The organism is Arsenophonus sp. aPb, assembly GCF_029873475.1.
GTDB lineage: Bacteria > Pseudomonadota > Gammaproteobacteria > Enterobacterales > Enterobacteriaceae > Arsenophonus.
In genome coordinates, this window is record NZ_CP123499.1 from 1,221,123 (window position 1) to 1,238,996 (window position 17,874).

The 17,874-nt window shown below is 35.5% G+C and carries 17 protein-coding genes and 1 tRNA gene; 9 read left to right on the forward strand and 9 right to left on the reverse strand.

Annotation, left to right across the window (positions count from 1 at the left end; translation table 11 throughout):
• Positions 1–8 precede the first annotated feature (8 nt).
• Genes pqiA through pqiC form a run of 3 tightly spaced genes read left to right on the forward strand, consistent with a single transcriptional unit; the run spans position 9 to position 3,488 of the window.
• Positions 9–1,301 (forward strand): membrane integrity-associated transporter subunit PqiA, encoded by a 1,293-nt coding sequence (gene pqiA / locus QE177_RS05365; protein ID WP_280551771.1) that lies wholly within the window; start codon positions 9–11, stop codon positions 1,299–1,301.
• The gene (pqiB, locus tag QE177_RS05370; protein WP_280551773.1) at positions 1,294–2,931 is read left to right on the forward strand and encodes an intermembrane transport protein PqiB; all 1,638 of its coding nucleotides are present in this window, start codon (positions 1,294–1,296) and stop codon (positions 2,929–2,931) included. The genes pqiA and pqiB overlap by 8 nt, the downstream gene beginning before the upstream one ends.
• Positions 2,931–3,488: a membrane integrity-associated transporter subunit PqiC gene (pqiC, locus tag QE177_RS05375; RefSeq protein WP_280551775.1), complete on the forward strand. Its 558-nt coding sequence runs from the start codon at positions 2,931–2,933 to the stop codon at positions 3,486–3,488. The genes pqiB and pqiC overlap by 1 nt, the downstream gene beginning before the upstream one ends.
• Before the next feature lie 77 nt (positions 3,489–3,565).
• Here the strand turns inward: pqiC and fabA are convergent, their stop codons facing one another.
• On the reverse strand, positions 3,566–4,084 hold the full coding sequence (fabA, locus tag QE177_RS05380) for a bifunctional 3-hydroxydecanoyl-ACP dehydratase/trans-2-decenoyl-ACP isomerase (protein WP_280551777.1): 519 nt from the start codon (positions 4,082–4,084) through the stop codon (positions 3,566–3,568).
• An 87-nt stretch (positions 4,085–4,171) separates the two neighbouring features.
• Positions 4,172–5,911 carry a Lon protease family protein gene (locus tag QE177_RS05385; RefSeq protein ID WP_280551778.1) on the reverse strand — a complete coding sequence of 580 codons (1,740 nt, stop codon included), beginning with the start codon at positions 5,909–5,911 and terminating at the stop codon, positions 4,172–4,174.
• A 547-nt stretch (positions 5,912–6,458) separates the two neighbouring features.
• On the opposite strand from QE177_RS05385, the gene matP reads away from it, so the two are divergent.
• Positions 6,459–6,908 (forward strand): macrodomain Ter protein MatP, encoded by a 450-nt coding sequence (gene matP, locus QE177_RS05390; protein ID WP_280551780.1) that lies wholly within the window; start codon positions 6,459–6,461, stop codon positions 6,906–6,908.
• Positions 6,909–7,028: 120 nt separating this feature from the next.
• On the opposite strand, the gene ompA is transcribed toward matP, so the two are convergent.
• Together ompA and sulA are read right to left on the reverse strand one after the other, a co-directional pair.
• A complete protein-coding gene (ompA, locus tag QE177_RS05395; RefSeq protein ID WP_280551782.1) occupies positions 7,029–8,078 on the reverse strand; it encodes a porin OmpA in 1,050 nt (349 codons plus the stop codon).
• Positions 8,079–8,456: 378 nt separating this feature from the next.
• A complete protein-coding gene (gene sulA / locus QE177_RS05400) occupies positions 8,457–8,972 on the reverse strand; it encodes an SOS-induced cell division inhibitor SulA (RefSeq protein ID WP_280551784.1) in 516 nt (171 codons plus the stop codon).
• Between the two features lie 485 nt (positions 8,973–9,457).
• Between sulA and QE177_RS05405 the strand changes: the two genes are divergently transcribed.
• Positions 9,458–10,057, forward strand: a complete 600-nt coding sequence (locus QE177_RS05405) for a TfoX/Sxy family DNA transformation protein (protein WP_280551785.1) — start codon at positions 9,458–9,460, stop codon at positions 10,055–10,057.
• Between the two features lie 67 nt (positions 10,058–10,124).
• Here QE177_RS05405 and yccS read toward each other — a convergent pair whose 3' ends face one another.
• Positions 10,125–12,275 (reverse strand): YccS family putative transporter, encoded by a 2,151-nt coding sequence (yccS, locus tag QE177_RS05410; protein WP_280551786.1) that lies wholly within the window; start codon positions 12,273–12,275, stop codon positions 10,125–10,127.
• A gap of 129 nt (positions 12,276–12,404) precedes the next feature.
• Here yccS and helD point away from each other — a divergent pair, with 129 nt between their 5' ends.
• The gene (gene helD / locus QE177_RS05415) at positions 12,405–14,459 is read left to right on the forward strand and encodes a DNA helicase IV (protein ID WP_280551788.1); all 2,055 of its coding nucleotides are present in this window, start codon (positions 12,405–12,407) and stop codon (positions 14,457–14,459) included.
• 84 nt (positions 14,460–14,543) lie between these two features.
• Here the strand turns inward: helD and QE177_RS05420 are convergent, their stop codons facing one another.
• Positions 14,544–15,002 (reverse strand): methylglyoxal synthase, encoded by a 459-nt coding sequence (locus QE177_RS05420; RefSeq protein WP_280551790.1) that lies wholly within the window; start codon positions 15,000–15,002, stop codon positions 14,544–14,546.
• A gap of 159 nt (positions 15,003–15,161) precedes the next feature.
• Between QE177_RS05420 and QE177_RS05425 the strand changes: the two genes are divergently transcribed.
• Entirely contained in the window at positions 15,162–15,575 is a 414-nt protein-coding gene (locus QE177_RS05425) for a CoA-binding protein (protein WP_280551791.1), read from the forward strand.
• 52 nt (positions 15,576–15,627) lie between these two features.
• Here the strand turns inward: QE177_RS05425 and hspQ are convergent, their stop codons facing one another.
• The gene (gene hspQ, locus QE177_RS05430; RefSeq protein WP_180560911.1) at positions 15,628–15,948 is read right to left on the reverse strand and encodes a heat shock protein HspQ; all 321 of its coding nucleotides are present in this window, start codon (positions 15,946–15,948) and stop codon (positions 15,628–15,630) included.
• Between the two features lie 201 nt (positions 15,949–16,149).
• On the opposite strand from hspQ, the gene yccX reads away from it, so the two are divergent.
• Positions 16,150–16,437, forward strand: a complete 288-nt coding sequence (gene yccX, locus QE177_RS05435; protein WP_280551793.1) for an acylphosphatase — start codon at positions 16,150–16,152, stop codon at positions 16,435–16,437.
• A 3-nt stretch (positions 16,438–16,440) separates the two neighbouring features.
• On the opposite strand, the gene tusE is transcribed toward yccX, so the two are convergent.
• Entirely contained in the window at positions 16,441–16,770 is a 330-nt protein-coding gene (tusE, locus tag QE177_RS05440; RefSeq protein WP_280551795.1) for a sulfurtransferase TusE, read from the reverse strand.
• A gap of 183 nt (positions 16,771–16,953) precedes the next feature.
• Between tusE and QE177_RS05445 the strand changes: the two genes are divergently transcribed.
• Positions 16,954–17,041, forward strand: a tRNA-Ser gene (locus tag QE177_RS05445).
• A 374-nt stretch (positions 17,042–17,415) separates the two neighbouring features.
• Here QE177_RS05445 and QE177_RS05450 read toward each other — a convergent pair.
• On the reverse strand, positions 17,416–17,832 hold the full coding sequence (locus QE177_RS05450) for a hypothetical protein (RefSeq protein ID WP_280551797.1): 417 nt from the start codon (positions 17,830–17,832) through the stop codon (positions 17,416–17,418).
• Positions 17,833–17,874: the final 42 nt, after the last annotated feature.

Consider the following 17,874-nt stretch of genomic DNA (forward strand, 5'->3'; position numbering starts at 1 on the left):
GAGAAAAGTTGTGCTCTCATAATCATCTTAATGAAAGTTGTCATAATAAAATACTTTGCCCGCAATGTGATTTATTGGTGGCATTACCGGTGTTAGAGCAAGGCACTAAAGCCAGTTGCCCACGTTGTCATACGGTTTTATCTGCTAAATGGAAGTATCCAGCTAATCAACCAACAGCAATTGCGATTAGCGCTTTAGTGATGTTAGTTATTGCTGCTTTATTTCCTTACGTAAAAATGAGTGTCATGGGTATTGAAAGTCAGATTTCACTGCTGAATATTGCCCATGCCATGTTTGACGTAAATTATGCTAGTCTTGGCTGGTTTTTTATCCTTTTTGTTGTTGCGGTACCCGCTTTTTGTATGATTGCCATTATTTTGTTATGTCAAAAAGTTAATCTTCCGCTTTGGTTAAAAATAAATCTTGCCAGGACGTTATTTCAGATGAAAACCTGGTGCATGGTAGAAATTTTTCTAGCGGGTGTGTTGGTTAGCTTTGTTAAGCTGATGGCCTATGGTGATATTAGCTTGGGTATCAGTTTTATTCCTTATTGTTTTTTTTGTTTGTTGCAAGTTAGGGCATTTCAATGTTTAGATCGTTATTGGTTATGGCAGCAGATAGGTGAAATACCAAAGTTAGAGATCCCGCTGCAAGAAGGCAAAAGTGGTATTAGTCAAGGCGTCAGATCCTGTCATATCTGTATGGCCATTTTGCCAGTCGAACGCAAATACTGTCCTCGTTGTCATGCCAAAGGTTATGTGAGGCGCCCTAATAGTCTACAGAATACGGTTGCTTTATTGATCTCTTCTTTAATTCTCTATGTTCCCGCAAATGTTTTACCTGTTATGATCACCAATACATTAGGTAGTAGACTAGACTCTACTATTATGTCCGGTGTTATTTTATTATGGGGTGATGGTTCCTATCCGGTCGCCATTATTATTTTCATTGCTAGCATTATGGTACCAAGCTTAAAAATACTAGCTATAGGCTGGTTATGTTTTGATGCTAAAGGTTATGGCAATCGAGATCCGGCGAGGATGCACTTTATTTATGAACTTGTTGAATGTGTTGGACGATGGTCAATGATTGATGTTTTTGTGATTGCTGTATTATCGTCACTGGTGCAAATGGGTAGATTAATGAGCATTGCACCGGCAATTGGGGCGATTTTGTTTGCTGCTGTTGTGATTTTAACCATGTTTGCGGCAATGACTTTTGATCCGCGTTTAACTTGGGATCGTTGTAATGTTGTATCGCAAAGTAGAATTCGGTTAGAAAAGGGGTTGCAAGGTGGCTAATAAAGATAACACTGATGTAAAAGCAAAGATCAGTAAACTAAAAAGCTGGTCACCGATCTGGATCATTCCCATTATCACCATATTTATTGGTGCCTGGATCTTAATTTATCATTTTAGCCATTTAGGCCCTGAAGTCACATTGATTACTTACAATGCAGAAGGCGTAGAAGCAGGAAAAACCAAACTTAAAAGTCGTAGTGTTGATATAGGGTTGGTGGAAAATGTTTCTCTTGATAAGAACTTCAAGCGTGTAATTATTAAAGCACGCTTAAATGATGGCATGAGGGATCTGTTAAAGAAAGATACTGCATTCTGGATTGTTAAACCCGCTATTGGCAAAGAGGGAATAACCGGATTAGGCACGCTATTTTCTGGCGTCTTTATTGAAGTACAACCTGGCAATAGTGAAGAGCATGCTGACAAATTTGACTTATTAGGTTCGCCGCCATTAGCTTCACCTGATGCTAAAGGTATCCGAGTGATTTTAACCAGCGATCAAGCTGGTAGGCTAAATATGGGTGCTCCAGTACTGTTTCATGGTTATCGTGTTGGTTCGGTAGAAGCCAGTTCGTTTGATATTAAAAGTCGCAATATGCATTATCAGCTTTTTATTAATGCTCCTTACGATGGACTGGTAACAGAAAATGTTCGCTTTTGGCGAGATAGCGGTATTGCGTTTGATTTGTCGGCGCAAGGTGTTCGTTTAGAGATGGGCTCTTTAACCACACTCTTTAGTGGTGGGGTTAGTTTTGATGTGGTGGAAGGCTGGCAACCAGGTAAGCGAGTGGAAGATAAAAGCCTATTCAGACTTTATGAAGATCAAAAAAGTATTCAGAACTCTTTATATACTGTGCATAAGGATTTTGTCCTGTTTTTCACTGACTCAGTTCGTGGATTACAACCTGGAGCGCCGGTCGAATTCAGAGGAATTCGTTTAGGAACAGTGATGGAGGTGCCTTTTGATTCTGAAAAATTACGGCAAAAATTGGATAATGAATTTCGTATTCCAGTTTTAATTCATATTGAACCAGGTCGTGTCAGTACCGATATTGATTTAGAAAAAGAGTTTGCGGTGGCATTGAGACAAGGATTAAGAGCGGCTTTAAAATCGGCTAACCTAATCACCGGAGCCCTATATGTCGATTTGGATTTCTATCCCGAAAAAGGCCAATGGAAAGGGCCATTAAAAATTGCTGATTACGATATTATCCCAACGGTTAGTGCAGGATTATCACAGATCCAGCAAAAAGTAGTTGAGGCATTGGATAAAATCAATCGTATGCCGATTGAGCCTATGATAAGTCAAGCCACAAATACGCTAGCAGAAAGTCAGAAAACTATCCGTGAAGCACAACGTACCTTATCTGAATTGAATAAACTGATGACTAGCAAAGACTTTCAGAATATCCCTGCTGATCTGCAACAGACGCTACTTGAATTGAATCGAGTCATGCAAGGTTTGCAACCAGGTTCTCCAGCCTATAATAGAATGCTCGATAATATGCAGCGTCTTGATCAGGTATTAAGAGATATTCAGCCCGTGATTAAGACATTAAACAATAAGAGCAATGCCCTTATTTTTGAAGCAAAACCGATGAAGGATCCAGAACCGAAGAAGGTGACAAAATAATGAGATATTTGGCATGGATTTTTTGTTTTTTACTTATCGGTTGTAGTACTGGGATTGAAAAATCTTATTATCAATTACCAACGACACCGAGCTTAATGACTAAAAAAAGTGATTTACTAACGCAAAAACAGCTATGGATACAGACAGTACAGTTGTCTGGAATATTGGCAGCTAACGGTATTACTTATCAAACTAGTGACGTTAATTATGTTAATGCAGCCAATCATCTATGGGCAAGTCCGTTGGAACAACAGTTGATGCAAAATTTAGTCAATGAGTTATCGATGGCGTTACCTAATCGATTAGTATCGGCTCAACCATTAGAAAATAGACCTGATAGTCTTAATGTTATCTTAACCGCTTTTCATGGCCGCTATGACGGTAAAGTGATTATCCAAGGAGATTGGGTTTATAAAAGCGATAAAGGCATTATCAAGCGAGATTTTAGTTTGCTGCTTGATCAAAATGAAAATGGTTATCCAGCATTAGTTAGGACATTAGCAAGAGGTTGGACACAGGTTGGGCAATCTATAGCCAACCAATTACCAAAATCTTAACTGTATAAAAGATAACAATAACATATTTACCCCTTCAGCTAGATAACAGAAGGGGTTTTGATAAAAAAGGTCTGGCTTTAGAAGCTGCTAGTATCTTGAAATAAACCGACTTTCAAATCTTTTGCTGTGTAAATACACTTATCATCAACCAAGACTTCACCATCAGCTACACCCATAATTAACTTTCGATTAATAACACGTTTTAAATGGATACGGTAGGTTACTTTTTTTGCGGTTGGTAAAACTTGCCCAGTAAATTTGACCTCACCTACACCCAGTGCCCGGCCTTTACCTTTACCACCAAGCCATCCCAGATAGAAACCGACCAGTTGCCACATTGCATCCAGACCTAAACAGCCTGGCATAACAGGATCATTGGTAAAGTGACAGCTAAAAAACCACAAATCAGGTTTGATATCAAATTCGGCTTCAATAAAACCTTTATCAAACATGCCACCTGTTTCGCTCATTTTTATGATGCGATCCATCATCAGCATATTACCGGAAGGTAATGGCGGCCCATTTTCGCCAAAAAGTTCGCCTCTACCGGAAGCATCCAAATCTTCTTTACTATAGGAGCTGTGTTTATCAACCATAATACTAAATAGCCTTATTATAAATAATAAGGCTAAAGAATAGCTTACACTTGTAAGCTGAACAAGTCCGATCAGCTAATTTTTTATTTAATTTAACCACTTTAGAAGTCCCATAAATTTGGGTCTTTCTTGATTATTAGCTTGAGTAATTCGTTCTTGTATTAAAGCTAACAGATGTAAATTATTTGTATCATACTGTTGCTTATAATAAGCATGCTTTGTTAAAATCGAAATCGCTTCAGAAACGTGTTCAACTGGCCAGATATGAAATACGCCAGATTTGACTGCTTCAATAAGATCGGCTTTTAAACATAAATGACGAATATTAGCCATAGGAATGATAACACCTTGCTGACCAGTTAATTCGCGTTGGAAACAGACATCAAAAAAACTTTCGATTTTTTGGTTGATACCACCAATAGGCTGTACATAACCGAATTGATCTACCGCACCTGTAACAGCGATTTGCTGATCGATAGGCTGAAGAGAAAGTGCACTAATTAATGCACAAAGCTCAGCTAAGGAAGCACTATCACCATCAACTTCATTGTAAGATTGCTCAAATACAATTGAGGCAGAAAAGGGCTGTGGCTGTTCAAGTTTTAATTCGTAATTAAGATAGGCTTGCATAATCATCATGCCTTTAGCGTGAATATTACCGCCTAGCTCAGCTTTACGTTCTACATCCGTAAACTCACCATCGCCGAAGTGAGCAACACAGGTAATTCGTGATGGTTCACCGATCAGTTCTGGATGCCCGGGATACTGCATAACAGATAATCCATTGATTTGGCCAATCATTTCACCTTCAGTTTTTATAAAAACTTGTTTTTGCAGAATATCATCTAGATTGCGTTTAGCTCGATAACCGTGTTGCCATTGGCGTTGCTGGATTGCTGTTTGGAACGACTTTGCAGTTAGCTGATTATCTTGTTGAAACTGGTTTGCTTCAGTTAAACAACGAGTAAGCCATATTCTATCTAATGGTAGGGTAGATTTATCTTCAGTATATCGAATTGCTTGAGTAATGAAGATTGGCCATGCATCAGCCGTTAAAGTAGGAAGTTGGTAATCAGTAATAATTTGTTTAACAAATTGCATCCATAGCGATAATTGACCACTATGTTCAAAATTCAATTCAAATTCATACTCGCCATAAGTAGCTTGAGCAAAAAGTTCAGGCTCTTTTGCTTCAAATTGCTCAAGACTAAAATCATCACCGACTAAAATAAGTTTAATATCCAGTGGCATTGAATCAATTGGATAGGGGAAAAATTGATTATCATTAGCTGGCAGCCACTCAAACCGTTTTTGCATTACCATCTGTTTTAGACGCTGCCACATCAATGGCTGTGCCAATAATGAACCAACGGAAAGTAATAATACTCCACCATTGATTTTATGTAATAGCCCAGGCTCTATGTGAACACTATTTTGCTGTTGGTGGACACTACCAAATAATTGAGGCATTTCTATCCAATTACAGAAATAGACTGAGTGGCAAGGCGTAAATGCGCCTTTAATGCTTTCTTGCCAATGAAATCTTCCATTTGATTGTTGATAATCGCCAGTTATAGATACTGAGGATGGAGTAATATTTTTAATGCATTTTGCTAATTCCGATAAGTAGCTATGGCATTCTACTGCTCTAATGACAGCAAAAGGGGAATAGGTTGGTGTTGATAAAAACCTTTCGAGACTATTGTATAATCTCGGTTGAATACTGGCCAGAGTGGCATTATCTAGTTTATCAGCAGAAGCAAAAAGATTAAGATAAGGTTCATAATCAGGTGCTAAATTCTGCCATATTAATTCGTTACTAATCACGCTATTTTTCAACTTATAATTTAGATAAAAAGTTTATAAATTATCCCCAATGTCCTGATTATATAGAGTCAAGATAGAAGATATTTTAGCAACATACTATTGTTGTTAGAGAAACAGGGTACATTTTACTGTGAAAACAAGATATCTGTTTCCAACATTATAAAATTTTTATGGTGAATCATTATATTAACGTTTGTTTAAATTTATGCCACTATTAATTTTGTATATTTTAAATATAATTTTATTTTCAAGTAGTAAGCTAATGACTAACGCGCAAAAACTCCTAATACAGTAGATACAATCTATCATTTCAATTCAGAATACAGTGGAAATTACGGGCTATAAATGTGAATAATTATATTCTATCGCATTAATGATGATTTTTTGTTAATTGACTTACATAAATAGGAAAAATTATATTTTTTGCTAACATTTCAATATAAGTGTGATTTCTTACTAGGATTTTACTAAATTGATTAAATAAACCAAATGTTTTTATATTTTATGTTGTTATAATTACATAAGTTACGTTGTCACAGAGATGATTATGAAATATCAACAGCTTGAGAATCTTGAATGTGGTTGGAAATGGGATTACCTGGTTAAAAAGTATCGGGATGGTGAAAATATCACTAAGCATATTGAAAAAAGCGCCGCTCAGGATGCGATTGAACAACTGTTGAAATTAGAAAATACGCCAACAAAAGTGATAAACTGGATAAAAAATCATATGTCGCCAGATTTATCTAATCGAATGAAGCAAACCATTAGAGCTCGCAGAAAGCGACATTTTAATGCAGAGCATCAACATTCGTGCAAAAAATCTATCGATTTAGATTTCCTCGTGTGGCAAAGGCTCTCTATTCTAGCAAGAAAACAAGGACGTACATTGTCTGAAACTATTGTGCATCTTATTGAAGATGCAGAAAGAAAAGACCAATATGCTAACCAAATGTCAACATTTAAACAGGATTTACAAAATATACTGGGTGACTAGTACAAAAGGTATAATTATAAATGCGAATTTTTAGTCACTCGAGCCAAAAATTTTAAGCAAAAAATAACCCTTGAAGCAAGGGTTATTTTATTTGGTAATAAATAATCTTTTAAAGCGATACTAAGGTTGCGGAGTTACCTCTGTAGTACCTTGGATCTCGATCTCAACTCGGCGATCTGGTGCTAAGCAATTAATTAATGCAGCGCGAGGTTTTACGTTATTACAAGTACTACCGGTTACTGGATTTTCTTCCCCGCGGCCTTGTGAACTAATTGCATTCGCTGGGATACCTTTAGAAATCAAATAGCTCATAACTTCATGTGCGCGTTTTTGAGATAAAGGTTTGTTGTAGGATGGTGAACCAATACGGTCGGTATAACCAAGAACCATAACACGACCTTGAGTTGGATCAAGATTAGTTAGTTCACTATACAACTTATCAAGTTCAACTTTACCTGCTGGTTTCAATGTATGTTTATTGAATTCAAACAAAACATCAGAACGTAAAGTAAAACGTTTGTTTTCGATTGGTGCTGGTGCTGGTACAATTACGGGAGCAGGCTCTTGATTGAATCGATATGCAACACCAACGCTCAACATTCCATTATCTGGACGAACAGACAGTGAATCTTTATCGCCAATATGGCTAACCCATTGATAATCTAAACGAGTTGCCCATTCTGGGGTAATAGCATATTCAAGGCCTAGCGCATAAACTGGAGAAACACCAGTGTCATGCTCTTTGAAGGAATCTTGACCGGCTACGTTTGCTTTTGCGTCAGTACGCCATACCATACCACCTAGACGAGTATAAACATCTAATTCGTCTGTAAGTGGATAGCTTAGACGAGCGGTTAATTGAACACCCATTGATTTCAGGCTACCGTTATTTGGTTGACCAGAATATTTCATTCTGCCAAACCAGTCATAACCTAATTCAAAACCGAGATATTGATTATGTTGGTAACCAAGATAGGCACCAGCGCCTAGTTGATCGCGCTTAGTTTTACCACTTCCAACATTTTCACCGTAAGGGTGAAAGCCTGTATCTTCAAAGTGTGACCAACCTAATTTAGCACCGGTATACCAGGTATTATCTTTGGGTGCTGCCTGGGCTGCAGTTGCGAAAGCTGCCACTGCTACTGCTACTGCGATAGCTATCTTTTTCATTTTACGCCTCGTTATCATCCAATATAGGCATCAGCTTCTTGAGCTTTTTTATAAGCCGTATGGTTTAAAATACTTGTTAAGTTATTACGCTCTACTATCTTCGTCTCTACTTTATCTGCCTAAGTAATCTTCAAATAAAAAGTAGAATCAAAGCACTACCTTAACGTTGTAAAGTCTACAACGAACTTCGAAAGTTACAAGTAGAGGAAACATTAATCTCATTAACTTTTTAAAAGGCAATCGGTGAATTATAGATATAATTTATAACTATATTGCCATGATTAATCAATTAACCAAATGATTTATATTATTTTTTTTTGTTTTTGTCTATTGTGGTTTACAACCCATCAAACAGATTAGGAATAATCCTAATCTAGACTAGTGATAATAATTAGAATGAATTTTTAGTTGATTAGGATGTCCGCCGGGGCAATTTGTTTTTTGAGGCCGCATAACAAAGCCAATGCTGTTTCCTATCTGTGCTGCGTGCTCTAAATGCTGTAAATATGATTGTGATAAAGTTGGTAACCATCCTAAGACAATACTACAGTTGCCGCTAGATAACGCTTTTATCATGGCAGCAACGCTCATTTCTGGGCTTAGTGAATTTATTTGTACTGTTTTATTTAATGGTAGCTCTGAATTAATCAACCAATTACGGCTTAATTTTCGGTTAGGATTTAGCCATAATAGCCAACGAGATTCATCGCTAAGTCTGTGTAATAGTGATGTTAGAAGGACTTCAACCATAGGATTATTTTCATTATATACCCATTCATTAACTGCGCCGTTTGGATAAATTGACACATTTCTATAATTTGGTAATAGTACATTTTGGACATTATTACGTTGATTTTTTATTTTTATTGGGTAATTACATAAGTCGTTATTCATATTGGCCTCAGCTTAATACTGTATATGTATACAGTAATCGTGTATTCATATAATATCAAGCCAATTTTTACAAAGCGCTTCGCAAAAAATTAACTTTTTCGCTTAATTGAACACTTAATTGTTGCAGTTTGGATAAGATGGCGTATTTTTCTATTTTACCTGTTAAGTTGAATATTTTTATTAACTATTAATGATTTAAATGGATATAGGATACGATTTATTTATTATAAATATTAAATATAAACGGTAGTAGCTAAGTTATGTTTTGTAATTGGTAAGATATTTATTTGGCTATATTTAATTTAATATTAAACGATGCTTAAGGTTTTGTTCGTCGCCTTTAGTATATGAGGTTTTGCAATAACATAGAGGTTCTTAAAGTGGGTGAAATAACTTAATAAATTTTCTTGCTATTTTAACTGATTAAAATATGGAGAAATATAAAAATATTAGATTTGTGAGCGTTCACATGGAGAGTGGCAATTATGCTTTTATTTGATTCTTGTTTTTCTTATTTGCAAAGGCTAATGGAAAATTATGGCCATATAAAACAAAAACCGCATTTTGGTGGTTATCGTATTCTAGTCAATCATGTCATTATTGGACAGGTATTGGACGGCAAGTTTTATCTACGAGGTTGTTTATTTGCGGAACTTCAATTTGAAGTATCTGGATTGCAAAAATTGGTTTACACCAAGAAAGGTGTTCCCCTTATATTAAAATATTTTTTTATCAACGAGATGCTTTGGAATGATAATTTACTTTTATGCTATTACATTGATCTAGCTTATAAAGCAGCAGTAGAAGAATTATCTCAAAAACAGCTTTTACATATCAGGATCAAAGACTTGCCTAATATGAATATGTCAATAGAAAGAGCATTAGGAAAAGTTGGAATTAGCGATGTAGGCTATTTGAAAATGTTAGGTGCTAAAGCTTGCTATTTAAAATTAAGACAGAAGAAAGTGAATTTGAGTATTAAGTTACTATTTGAATTAGCTGGTGCTATCGAAGGTTATCATATAGCAGTACTTCCTGAGTCCATAAAAATTGAATTAATTACTTGGTACAATAGCCTTACGTAAGGAAATACACCAAGAAAATGATTTTATGGTCAGTTTTAAGTTAAAAACTTTGCTAATTAAAACTATTTCAATTTGGCTCTTGTTGGTTAATAAAAACAATTAGAGAGGTGATTTCTGGCAACAGATTAATTAATAATAATAATTGCTCAACAATAAGTTGTTCTTTGTTATTTTCTCCTAATTGTATTGTTTGGAAGCGTTGAATTAATGGGTTATTTAACTCTTTGACTATTTGATTATTCAATAAGGCAAAGTTCAACGCCGATTCAATATAGGCGATTGTATTATCAAGAATAGATAAAATAGTTTGATTATTAAGTTGTTCCCTATGTGCTCCCAGGGCTGAAATATAACTTAACATACTGTGATTAAGACAGAGTAATCTAAAAATTTTTTCTGGCGAAATACTATTAGTTTTCGTTCTGGCAAGCATATCTGATAATACAGAAACCAGTTCCGCGTCATTTATATGGGCGTCGCGACGAGCAATGCGATAATCGACACTGTTATCTCTACCTTGATGATATTGAAATAAAATAGCGGCAAGATAACGGCAATTACTGTGTAATGTTTGTTGCAGAACTTTAGGTAGTTGTCGAAATTTCCAATCAGGCCAAATATAATTTACTGCAATCCAGGCAATGCCACAACCGATGATTGTATTCGTTACCCGAGGAAGCATAACGTTGAAACCTTCGCCTAATAAGTTAAAACTAAGCAAAACAAGCAAAGTAATAAATAAGGTGGCTTGGGCATATTGACTATTGCGGCAGGTAAAGAAAAGAACGCCACTAATAATAATGAGTAAGAGTTGCCCTTCTATCGAGGGTACAAAATAGAGTAAGGGTAACCCAATTAGAATAGCGGCAATGGTTCCAAGAATACGCAATATTAAGCAATTCTTAGTTGCAATATAATTTGGTTGGCATACAAATAAACTGGTCAGTAATATCCAGTAACCCTGAGGTAAATTAAAGCATTGAACAATAATATGACCAGTACACAATACTACTGACATTCTAATCGCATGTCGAAACAGGGTTGAATTAAGTGTTAAGTTACTAGTAATTGTCAGCCAAAAATCGCCAATGTTAGATAATGAATTGTCAGAAAGTTGTGTTTCAGTCAATGCTTGGCCATATGGGATTTCTATTTGCTCGACGGCAATACTATTGAGTTGAGTATCTATCTCTTTCAGATTAACTAATAGGTTATAAAGGGTATTTATCTGTTTGTTATTGGAATATTGTTGTGTCAGATGTTGCAACGACTTTTCCAGCTTGGTAAATACGTCTTTAAATTTTGCATTATGCTGATACCTGGTGTGCGATAAAATGGAGTGAGCAACCAATTGGCATGCTTCAGCTTGCATCGATAGTAATTTCTGGAATCGGAAAAGAATATCACTATGTGGAAAATCTTGATTTAAGTTTTGATATTTAATATGTGATGAACTTGCTCGTTCATGTATATCTTGGACAATAAAATAGTAATTTAGACTATTGTTAGTACCTGATTGGTTTTTATTATTTTTTAAGCGGCTTAGTAATATTACTTTCATTTGGTTCATCGTATTGACCAGCTTGCTATTGGCCATTGCAAGATCAAAGATCGACTGTTGATAATTTTCTTCAATCTCAGGGTTAAATAGATTGGCTTTATTAGCCAGGTAGATAGCAAGCTGTTGGTAACATTGGGCTAATTTATTATGCAAGGGCTGAATAGGGAAAAAAATATGGCTGATAAGTGTTAACAAATAGTACCAAATAGCACCTATAAGTAACAGTAACGGTTGTTGATACCAAATTGTAAAAATAGCTGTTCCAAGCATGGTGTAGATTGCGACCAGAAGTGCGCCAAAGGCAATTGTGCCATAGGGTAAACCCAAAACACCAAGAAATGTGAAGCAGAAAGTCGATAACGCTAATCCAATAAAAAATAACCAGGGATAGGGAAATAGTAACTCAACTGAGACAGAGGCAATCAGAAATGATAATAACGTGATGGCAATATTACGCAGCTTACCAATAAATCGGTCATCAAGATCAGTTAATGCAGCGGCAACAACACCCAGTGTTAAAGGGATAGTTATTTTAAGTTGCTCACCTAAAATCCAAGGAATTAATGCTGTTCCTGAGAGCGCGATTAGTATTCGGATATAATAAAGGATGTTGCTATTATAAAATACATGACGAAAGCCAGAGAACATAGTAAGCACAATAACCTCTAATTTGTCAGCGCACTAATTAATATTATAAAAAGTATCCATAATAACCTATAAGGTTTAATAAAGAGAAAAAACTTTTTCTTGCCATGGCCTAACATATTTTAGCTAAGGTAGTGTGTAATGGAATTGAAATCGACACATGTAGGTCAGCGTTTAGCTCAACATCCTTATAATCGAGTTCGCCTATTAAATGCCGGTGTTGAAGTGAGTGGTGAAAAACATCAGTATCTCATTCCTTTTAATCAACTTGTTGATATACGTTGCAAGCGAGGTATTGTTTGGGGAGAGCTTGAATTTGAAGTACCAAACAACCAAGTGGTTCGTTTGCACGGTACTGAATGGAAGGAAACCCAATATTTTTTTCATTATCTTATGGATATTTGGAAAAAATGGAGCCAAGAAATGAGTTTGATTTGTGCTGATATTTTATCTGAACAAGTACAAGAAATAGAAAAATACTTAATTCAGGATAGTTGGTTTACCCAGGCACAACTTATTCAGTTGCAAAACCAAATTAATAGCAGATTAAATACTCTTCCTATGCCGCTTGTCCGTTTAAATGAATTTGTAAACTGTCGCCAAAATTTTGCTGTTTGCCAGCATTGGCTTAATTTGAGCCATGAGTCATTGGGCGATATTAATCAATATTGGGTTGCTCGTTTGCTTAAGCAGCACTCTGAATTTTTTCAGCAATTTACCATTACTCCGTTAAACTTATCTCAAGTTAATTGTGTAGTTAACAGCGAAGAAAATATTTTAGTATTGGGTGGGCCAGGAAGTGGTAAAACCTCTGTTTTAATAGCGAAAATGGGTTGGCTTTTACTCAGGCAGCAAGCTATTACTGAACAGATTTTATTACTTGCTTTTGATGATAAAACCGCAAAAAAAATGGATGGACTTGTTCAAACTAATTTAGGACAGCAAGCTTTTCACACAAAAACCTTTAATAGCTTGGTACTGCATATTATTCAAACTAGCAGTAATAAAAATGTCACGATTAGTGAATTAGAAGTAAATGAACAAAAAAGATATAAGTTGCTGATCAATGAATGGCAAAAGCAGTGTCATGAAAAAAAATCGCAGGCAAAAGGGTGGCGTGAATTTTTAACGCGCGAATTAGCCTGGGATATTGCTAACGGTGAGTTTTGGCATGACAAACAATTAGCAGAAAGAGTAGTGGTTCATTTAGATAATTGGCTTAATTTGCTACGTAGACATGGTGGAAGTCAGAAAACAATAAGTGAATTAGCAACGCCAGTAGAACGTAAGCAACTGCAAATAGAGCTACGATTAGTCGCACCTATTATTAAAATATGGAAATCGACGTTAAAAGCTGAAGGTGCAGTTGATAGCTTAGCGCTTATACATCAAGCAATTAATTTATTACAAAAAGGAAAATTTATAAGCCCATGGAAATACATTTTGATTGATGAATTTCAAGATCTATCGCCATTAGAAATGCAGTTACTACAGTTATTACGAGCACAGAATAGACAAACACACTTGTTTGCTGTTGGTGATGATAAGCAAGCAATTTATCGTTTTCCGGCAGCAAAATTAAATTTAATGGCTTCTTTTGAACATTATTTTGCTACCGGAGTTTACTGTGCACTTGATACAACTTACCGTTTTAACGATTACATTGCTAAAATTGCTAACCAATTTATACAAATGGAGCTTGATCAGCAGGCTAGACCATTAAAAAGCTTTGTTAAAGCAAATAAAAAATCGATAGTTCTATTGCCCGAGGAACAACTAGAAAATTTACTTAATAAAATGAGTGGTTATGTTACTGAAGAAGAAACGATTCTCGTTTTATCGCGTTATTTTTATTTGCAACCAGCGGTGATGAAAAAAGCTAATATTCGTTGGCCAAAATTAAAGATTAAATTTATGCCTATCCAAGCTGCTAAAGGGGGGCAGGCCGATTATGTTGTCATTCTTGGCTTACAACAGGGAATAGATGGTTTTCCTGTCTGTGAACCTAAGTCTGCAATAGAAAAAGTATTATCAACGAAGTTTGATATTTTTCCCGATCGACAAGATAGCCGCTTATTGTATGTTGCTTTGACTCGAGCTAAAAAGCGAGTTTATTTATTGTATGACAAATTAACACCGTCTATTTTTGTTGAGCAATTGAAAAAATTAGGTGTATCGCGACTGAAAAGACCATAACTCTTATTTATTATAGTTTTTACTGTCTTAACTAAATTTATGCCATTTTTACTAAAAATATATTTTAATAATAAGTTAAATTTATTAGTTAATGCGAGTTTCAAGGTACTGTTGATAATTAGGCATCTCAATTTCAGTTTCGTGATCAAAAGCGGGCGAAGTGATAATAAAATCAGCACTTGCTATATTAGTGGCAACAGGAATGTTCCATACAGTAGCGAGACGAAGAAGTGCTTTTACGTCCGGATCATGTGGAACTGCATTTAATGGATCCCAAAAAAAGATCAAAATATCGATTTTTTGTTCGGCAATCATCGCACCAAGTTGTTGATCTCCTCCCATCGGGCCGCTAAGCATATTAATAATCTTTAATCCGGTATGCTGGTGGAGTAAATTACCGGTTGTACCAGTGGCAAATAATTTGTGTGTTTTTAGCGTAGAAATATGTTTTTGAACCCAGGCTAATAGTGATAATTTACGGTGATCATGGGCAACAAGCGCAATATTTTTATTTTTTTTTAAACGGCGAATAACGGATTCCATAAAGTTCCTTACATTGATAGATATTTGCTAACGTAGCAACTAAATCACTATGCTAATATTCATTGAGTTAACTCAACAGATTCCACAAGTTTAGTAGCACTTTGTTGCCATTTATATCATAGTTTAGGTGATTATTTTTAAATTATGGAGTTGTCATAAATGCTTGAGAAAAAATTGATAGATATTCTAACAAACGTAAAATATATAGCATTAGTTGGCGCCAGTGACAAAGTTGAACGCCCAAGTTACAAAGTTATGAAATATCTTATAAATCAAGGGTATAATGTGACTCCTGTTAGTCCAAAACTAGCCGGAAAAGAATTACTGGGACAAAAAGTTTATGCCCAATTAGCTGATATTCCATATCCAATTGATATGGTTGAAGTTTTTAGGAATTCAGCGGCAGCGTTAGAGGTTAGCCAACAGGCAATTGCAATTAATGCAAAAGTACTTTGGCTACAATTAGGTGTTATTAATGAAGAAGCTAAAGAAATGGCTGAGCAAGCTGGATTAGCGGTTGTGATGAACGCTTGTCCCAAAATAGAGATACCTCGCTTAGGTTTAGAAAAATAGATCAAGGAAGATGATAAACTAATCATCCCCATTGATTGTATTCAAATATTAGTTAATTACGTAATTGTGGTGCTCTAAGTTGAGTTTTGATCGATTCCGACAACTCATCTAAAGACGACTGTTCTGGGTGTTCATCGGAAGTTTCATAAGTAATCTGTGCTTCAGCCAGATAAGTGTGAATAGGTTCACCATTATCATCTTCCATAACGACATGGTACCAGGGAGCTGAGCGTAGAGCTGCATTAGCTGCAATATCGTCATCCTGTGGTTTATCCAGAGAGTATTCGGCGTCAACGTCGACTATTACTCCAAGATAACCGAGGAGTTTGTGCCTTACTTGTTGTCCAATACTAAATTTACTGGTAGTCATCATAGCTACCTCCTAGAAGCCTTGCATATTCTATAGGTAATGATATGTGGGTAATAATATAAATTTCAAGCAGGTCACTCTGTTACGCTAGTTTCTTAATAGCTCTAATCTATGTAGATTAAAAACTCTATACTATGAGAGTATCTGTTGTTTAGATAAAAAACAATATGTTGAAGTTATTATTTATTATAAGAGAGCACTAAAATGCGAAAGATAGGTAGAAATTACTATATATATGGGCGAGTTCAAGGTGTAGGGTTTCGCTATCATACCTTACATTGGGGGAAAAAACATGGGCTATATGGTTATGTTTATAATCGTTGTGATGGTAGTGTCAATATAAAAGCTTTCGGTACGTTAGAGCAAATTCAGCAATTAGAGAATTGGTTAAAAGCAGGTGGCCCAGCAGGCGCTAAAATTGAATATTATAAAAGTGAAGAGTGTCATGTTGAAAAAGAGGTAGTCGATTTTCATATTCGACACTCATCGTAATAGTTAAATACATTTTACCGGCTTAGGTAAACCGGCAAGTTTTGTTGCTTGCTTCGCCGGGCCTTTTGGAAAAAGGCGATAAAGATAGCGACTATTACCAATATCCTCACCATATTTTTTAGCAATGGCCTTTACTAACATACGAATAGACGGCGAAGTGTTAAATTCGAGATAAAATTCACGAATGAAGCGAATTATTTCCCAATGTTGTTCTGTTAATATAATATTCTCTTGTTTAGCTAAAAGAGATACCATGGATTCACACCATTCGTGGCTATTTTTAAGGTAACCATCAGCATCAGTTTTAATTTCACGACCTTCAAATATAAACATATAATATTTCTAAGCTCAAATAAAATGTATGGCTAATTTAGCAAAATGGAACATTTTACCCAAGTATATTAGTAAATTGCCGATAAATTAAGCAAATAATTACTTGTTAGCATAAATATAAAGCGATTAAATTATATAAGGCTTTACAACCTCTCAAGCTGTGTTTATAGTTTTGAACATTGCGGAGGGGTGGCCGAGCGGCTGAAGGCAGCGGTCTTGAAAACCGCCGATGGGAAACCATCCGAGAGTTCGAATCTCTCCTCCTCCGCCATTTTCGTTCTAGTCAAGTTTTTAAACGCAGACAAATCTTTATATCCAGCAAATTAATAAATTTTCTTGTAATGCACAAGTTTTGTAATCCTGCCATTTTTATCCAAGAGATCTATAAAACGGTTTGTTATGACTAGTAAGCTTATCAAGTCGATGTGATTTTGCGCCAGCCCAAACTAAATAGATGATAACCCGCTAAGACATTAGTCGAAGTTTGAACAGTCCGATTTTATTTGATAGAAAGCGCTATTATCTTTTTTGGGAAAAAGTTTTGCAAAAAATTTAACCTGACAGAAATCATATAAATAACGGATAACTGTCAGGTTGATTAAATTGAGTTAACAATTTCAACGTGTTTAAATTGTGATTAAAATGTTAACGGTTTAACTTTGAGCAAAGAGAGCCAGTTGCACGAATAAGTTGGAGATTAAAATAAGGATTTTTTGAATCATCTAATTTTAAAGCCACTCCTTCCATGTTTTTTTGTTTGAAGTCTAAGACATGTAGTTTTCTAGTGATATCATCGTATTTAATTTTTGCCTCTCCTTCAGATACAACAATAGCGTTATCGGTGCGCTGAATTATGTAAGCTAATATTATTGGTGCTGCAGAATCACTAATTTCGATTGGCGCATATTTATCATCGGAATCAACTGGGCTAACTGAATCAATTTTTATTAGTTTGCCAGTGGAGCTGGTAATATTTACTCTAAATCTATTATTTGTTTTAAAGATGTGATCAGTAAGTCGAAAAAAAACAAAAAAACCGTCACCCATTGTATTTGTACTCATAGTTAAATTCCTATAGTTAATAGTTGAAAATATTTGCTTTAA

Bases quoted from the DNA above. Each gene is read 5' to 3' on its own strand.
- pqiC (WP_280551775.1), top strand. From the start codon at position 2,931: ATGAGATATTTGGCATGGATTTTTTGTTTTTTACTTATCGGTTGTAGT.
- fabA (WP_280551777.1), bottom strand. From the start codon at position 4,084: ATGGTTGATAAACACAGCTCCTATAGTAAAGAAGATTTGGATGCTTCC.
- matP (WP_280551780.1), top strand. From the start codon at position 6,459: ATGAAATATCAACAGCTTGAGAATCTTGAATGTGGTTGGAAATGGGAT.
- ompA (WP_280551782.1), bottom strand. From the start codon at position 8,078: ATGAAAAAGATAGCTATCGCAGTAGCAGTAGCAGTGGCAGCTTTCGCA.
- sulA (WP_280551784.1), bottom strand. From the start codon at position 8,972: ATGAATAACGACTTATGTAATTACCCAATAAAAATAAAAAATCAACGT.
- QE177_RS05405 (WP_280551785.1), top strand. From the start codon at position 9,458: ATGCTTTTATTTGATTCTTGTTTTTCTTATTTGCAAAGGCTAATGGAA.
- helD (WP_280551788.1), top strand. From the start codon at position 12,405: ATGGAATTGAAATCGACACATGTAGGTCAGCGTTTAGCTCAACATCCT.
- QE177_RS05420 (WP_280551790.1), bottom strand. From the start codon at position 15,002: ATGGAATCCGTTATTCGCCGTTTAAAAAAAAATAAAAATATTGCGCTT.
- QE177_RS05425 (WP_280551791.1), top strand. From the start codon at position 15,162: ATGCTTGAGAAAAAATTGATAGATATTCTAACAAACGTAAAATATATA.
- hspQ (WP_180560911.1), bottom strand. From the start codon at position 15,948: ATGATGACTACCAGTAAATTTAGTATTGGACAACAAGTAAGGCACAAA.
- yccX (WP_280551793.1), top strand. From the start codon at position 16,150: ATGCGAAAGATAGGTAGAAATTACTATATATATGGGCGAGTTCAAGGT.
- tusE (WP_280551795.1), bottom strand. From the start codon at position 16,770: ATGTTTATATTTGAAGGTCGTGAAATTAAAACTGATGCTGATGGTTAC.
- QE177_RS05450 (WP_280551797.1), bottom strand. From the start codon at position 17,832: ATGAGTACAAATACAATGGGTGACGGTTTTTTTGTTTTTTTTCGACTT.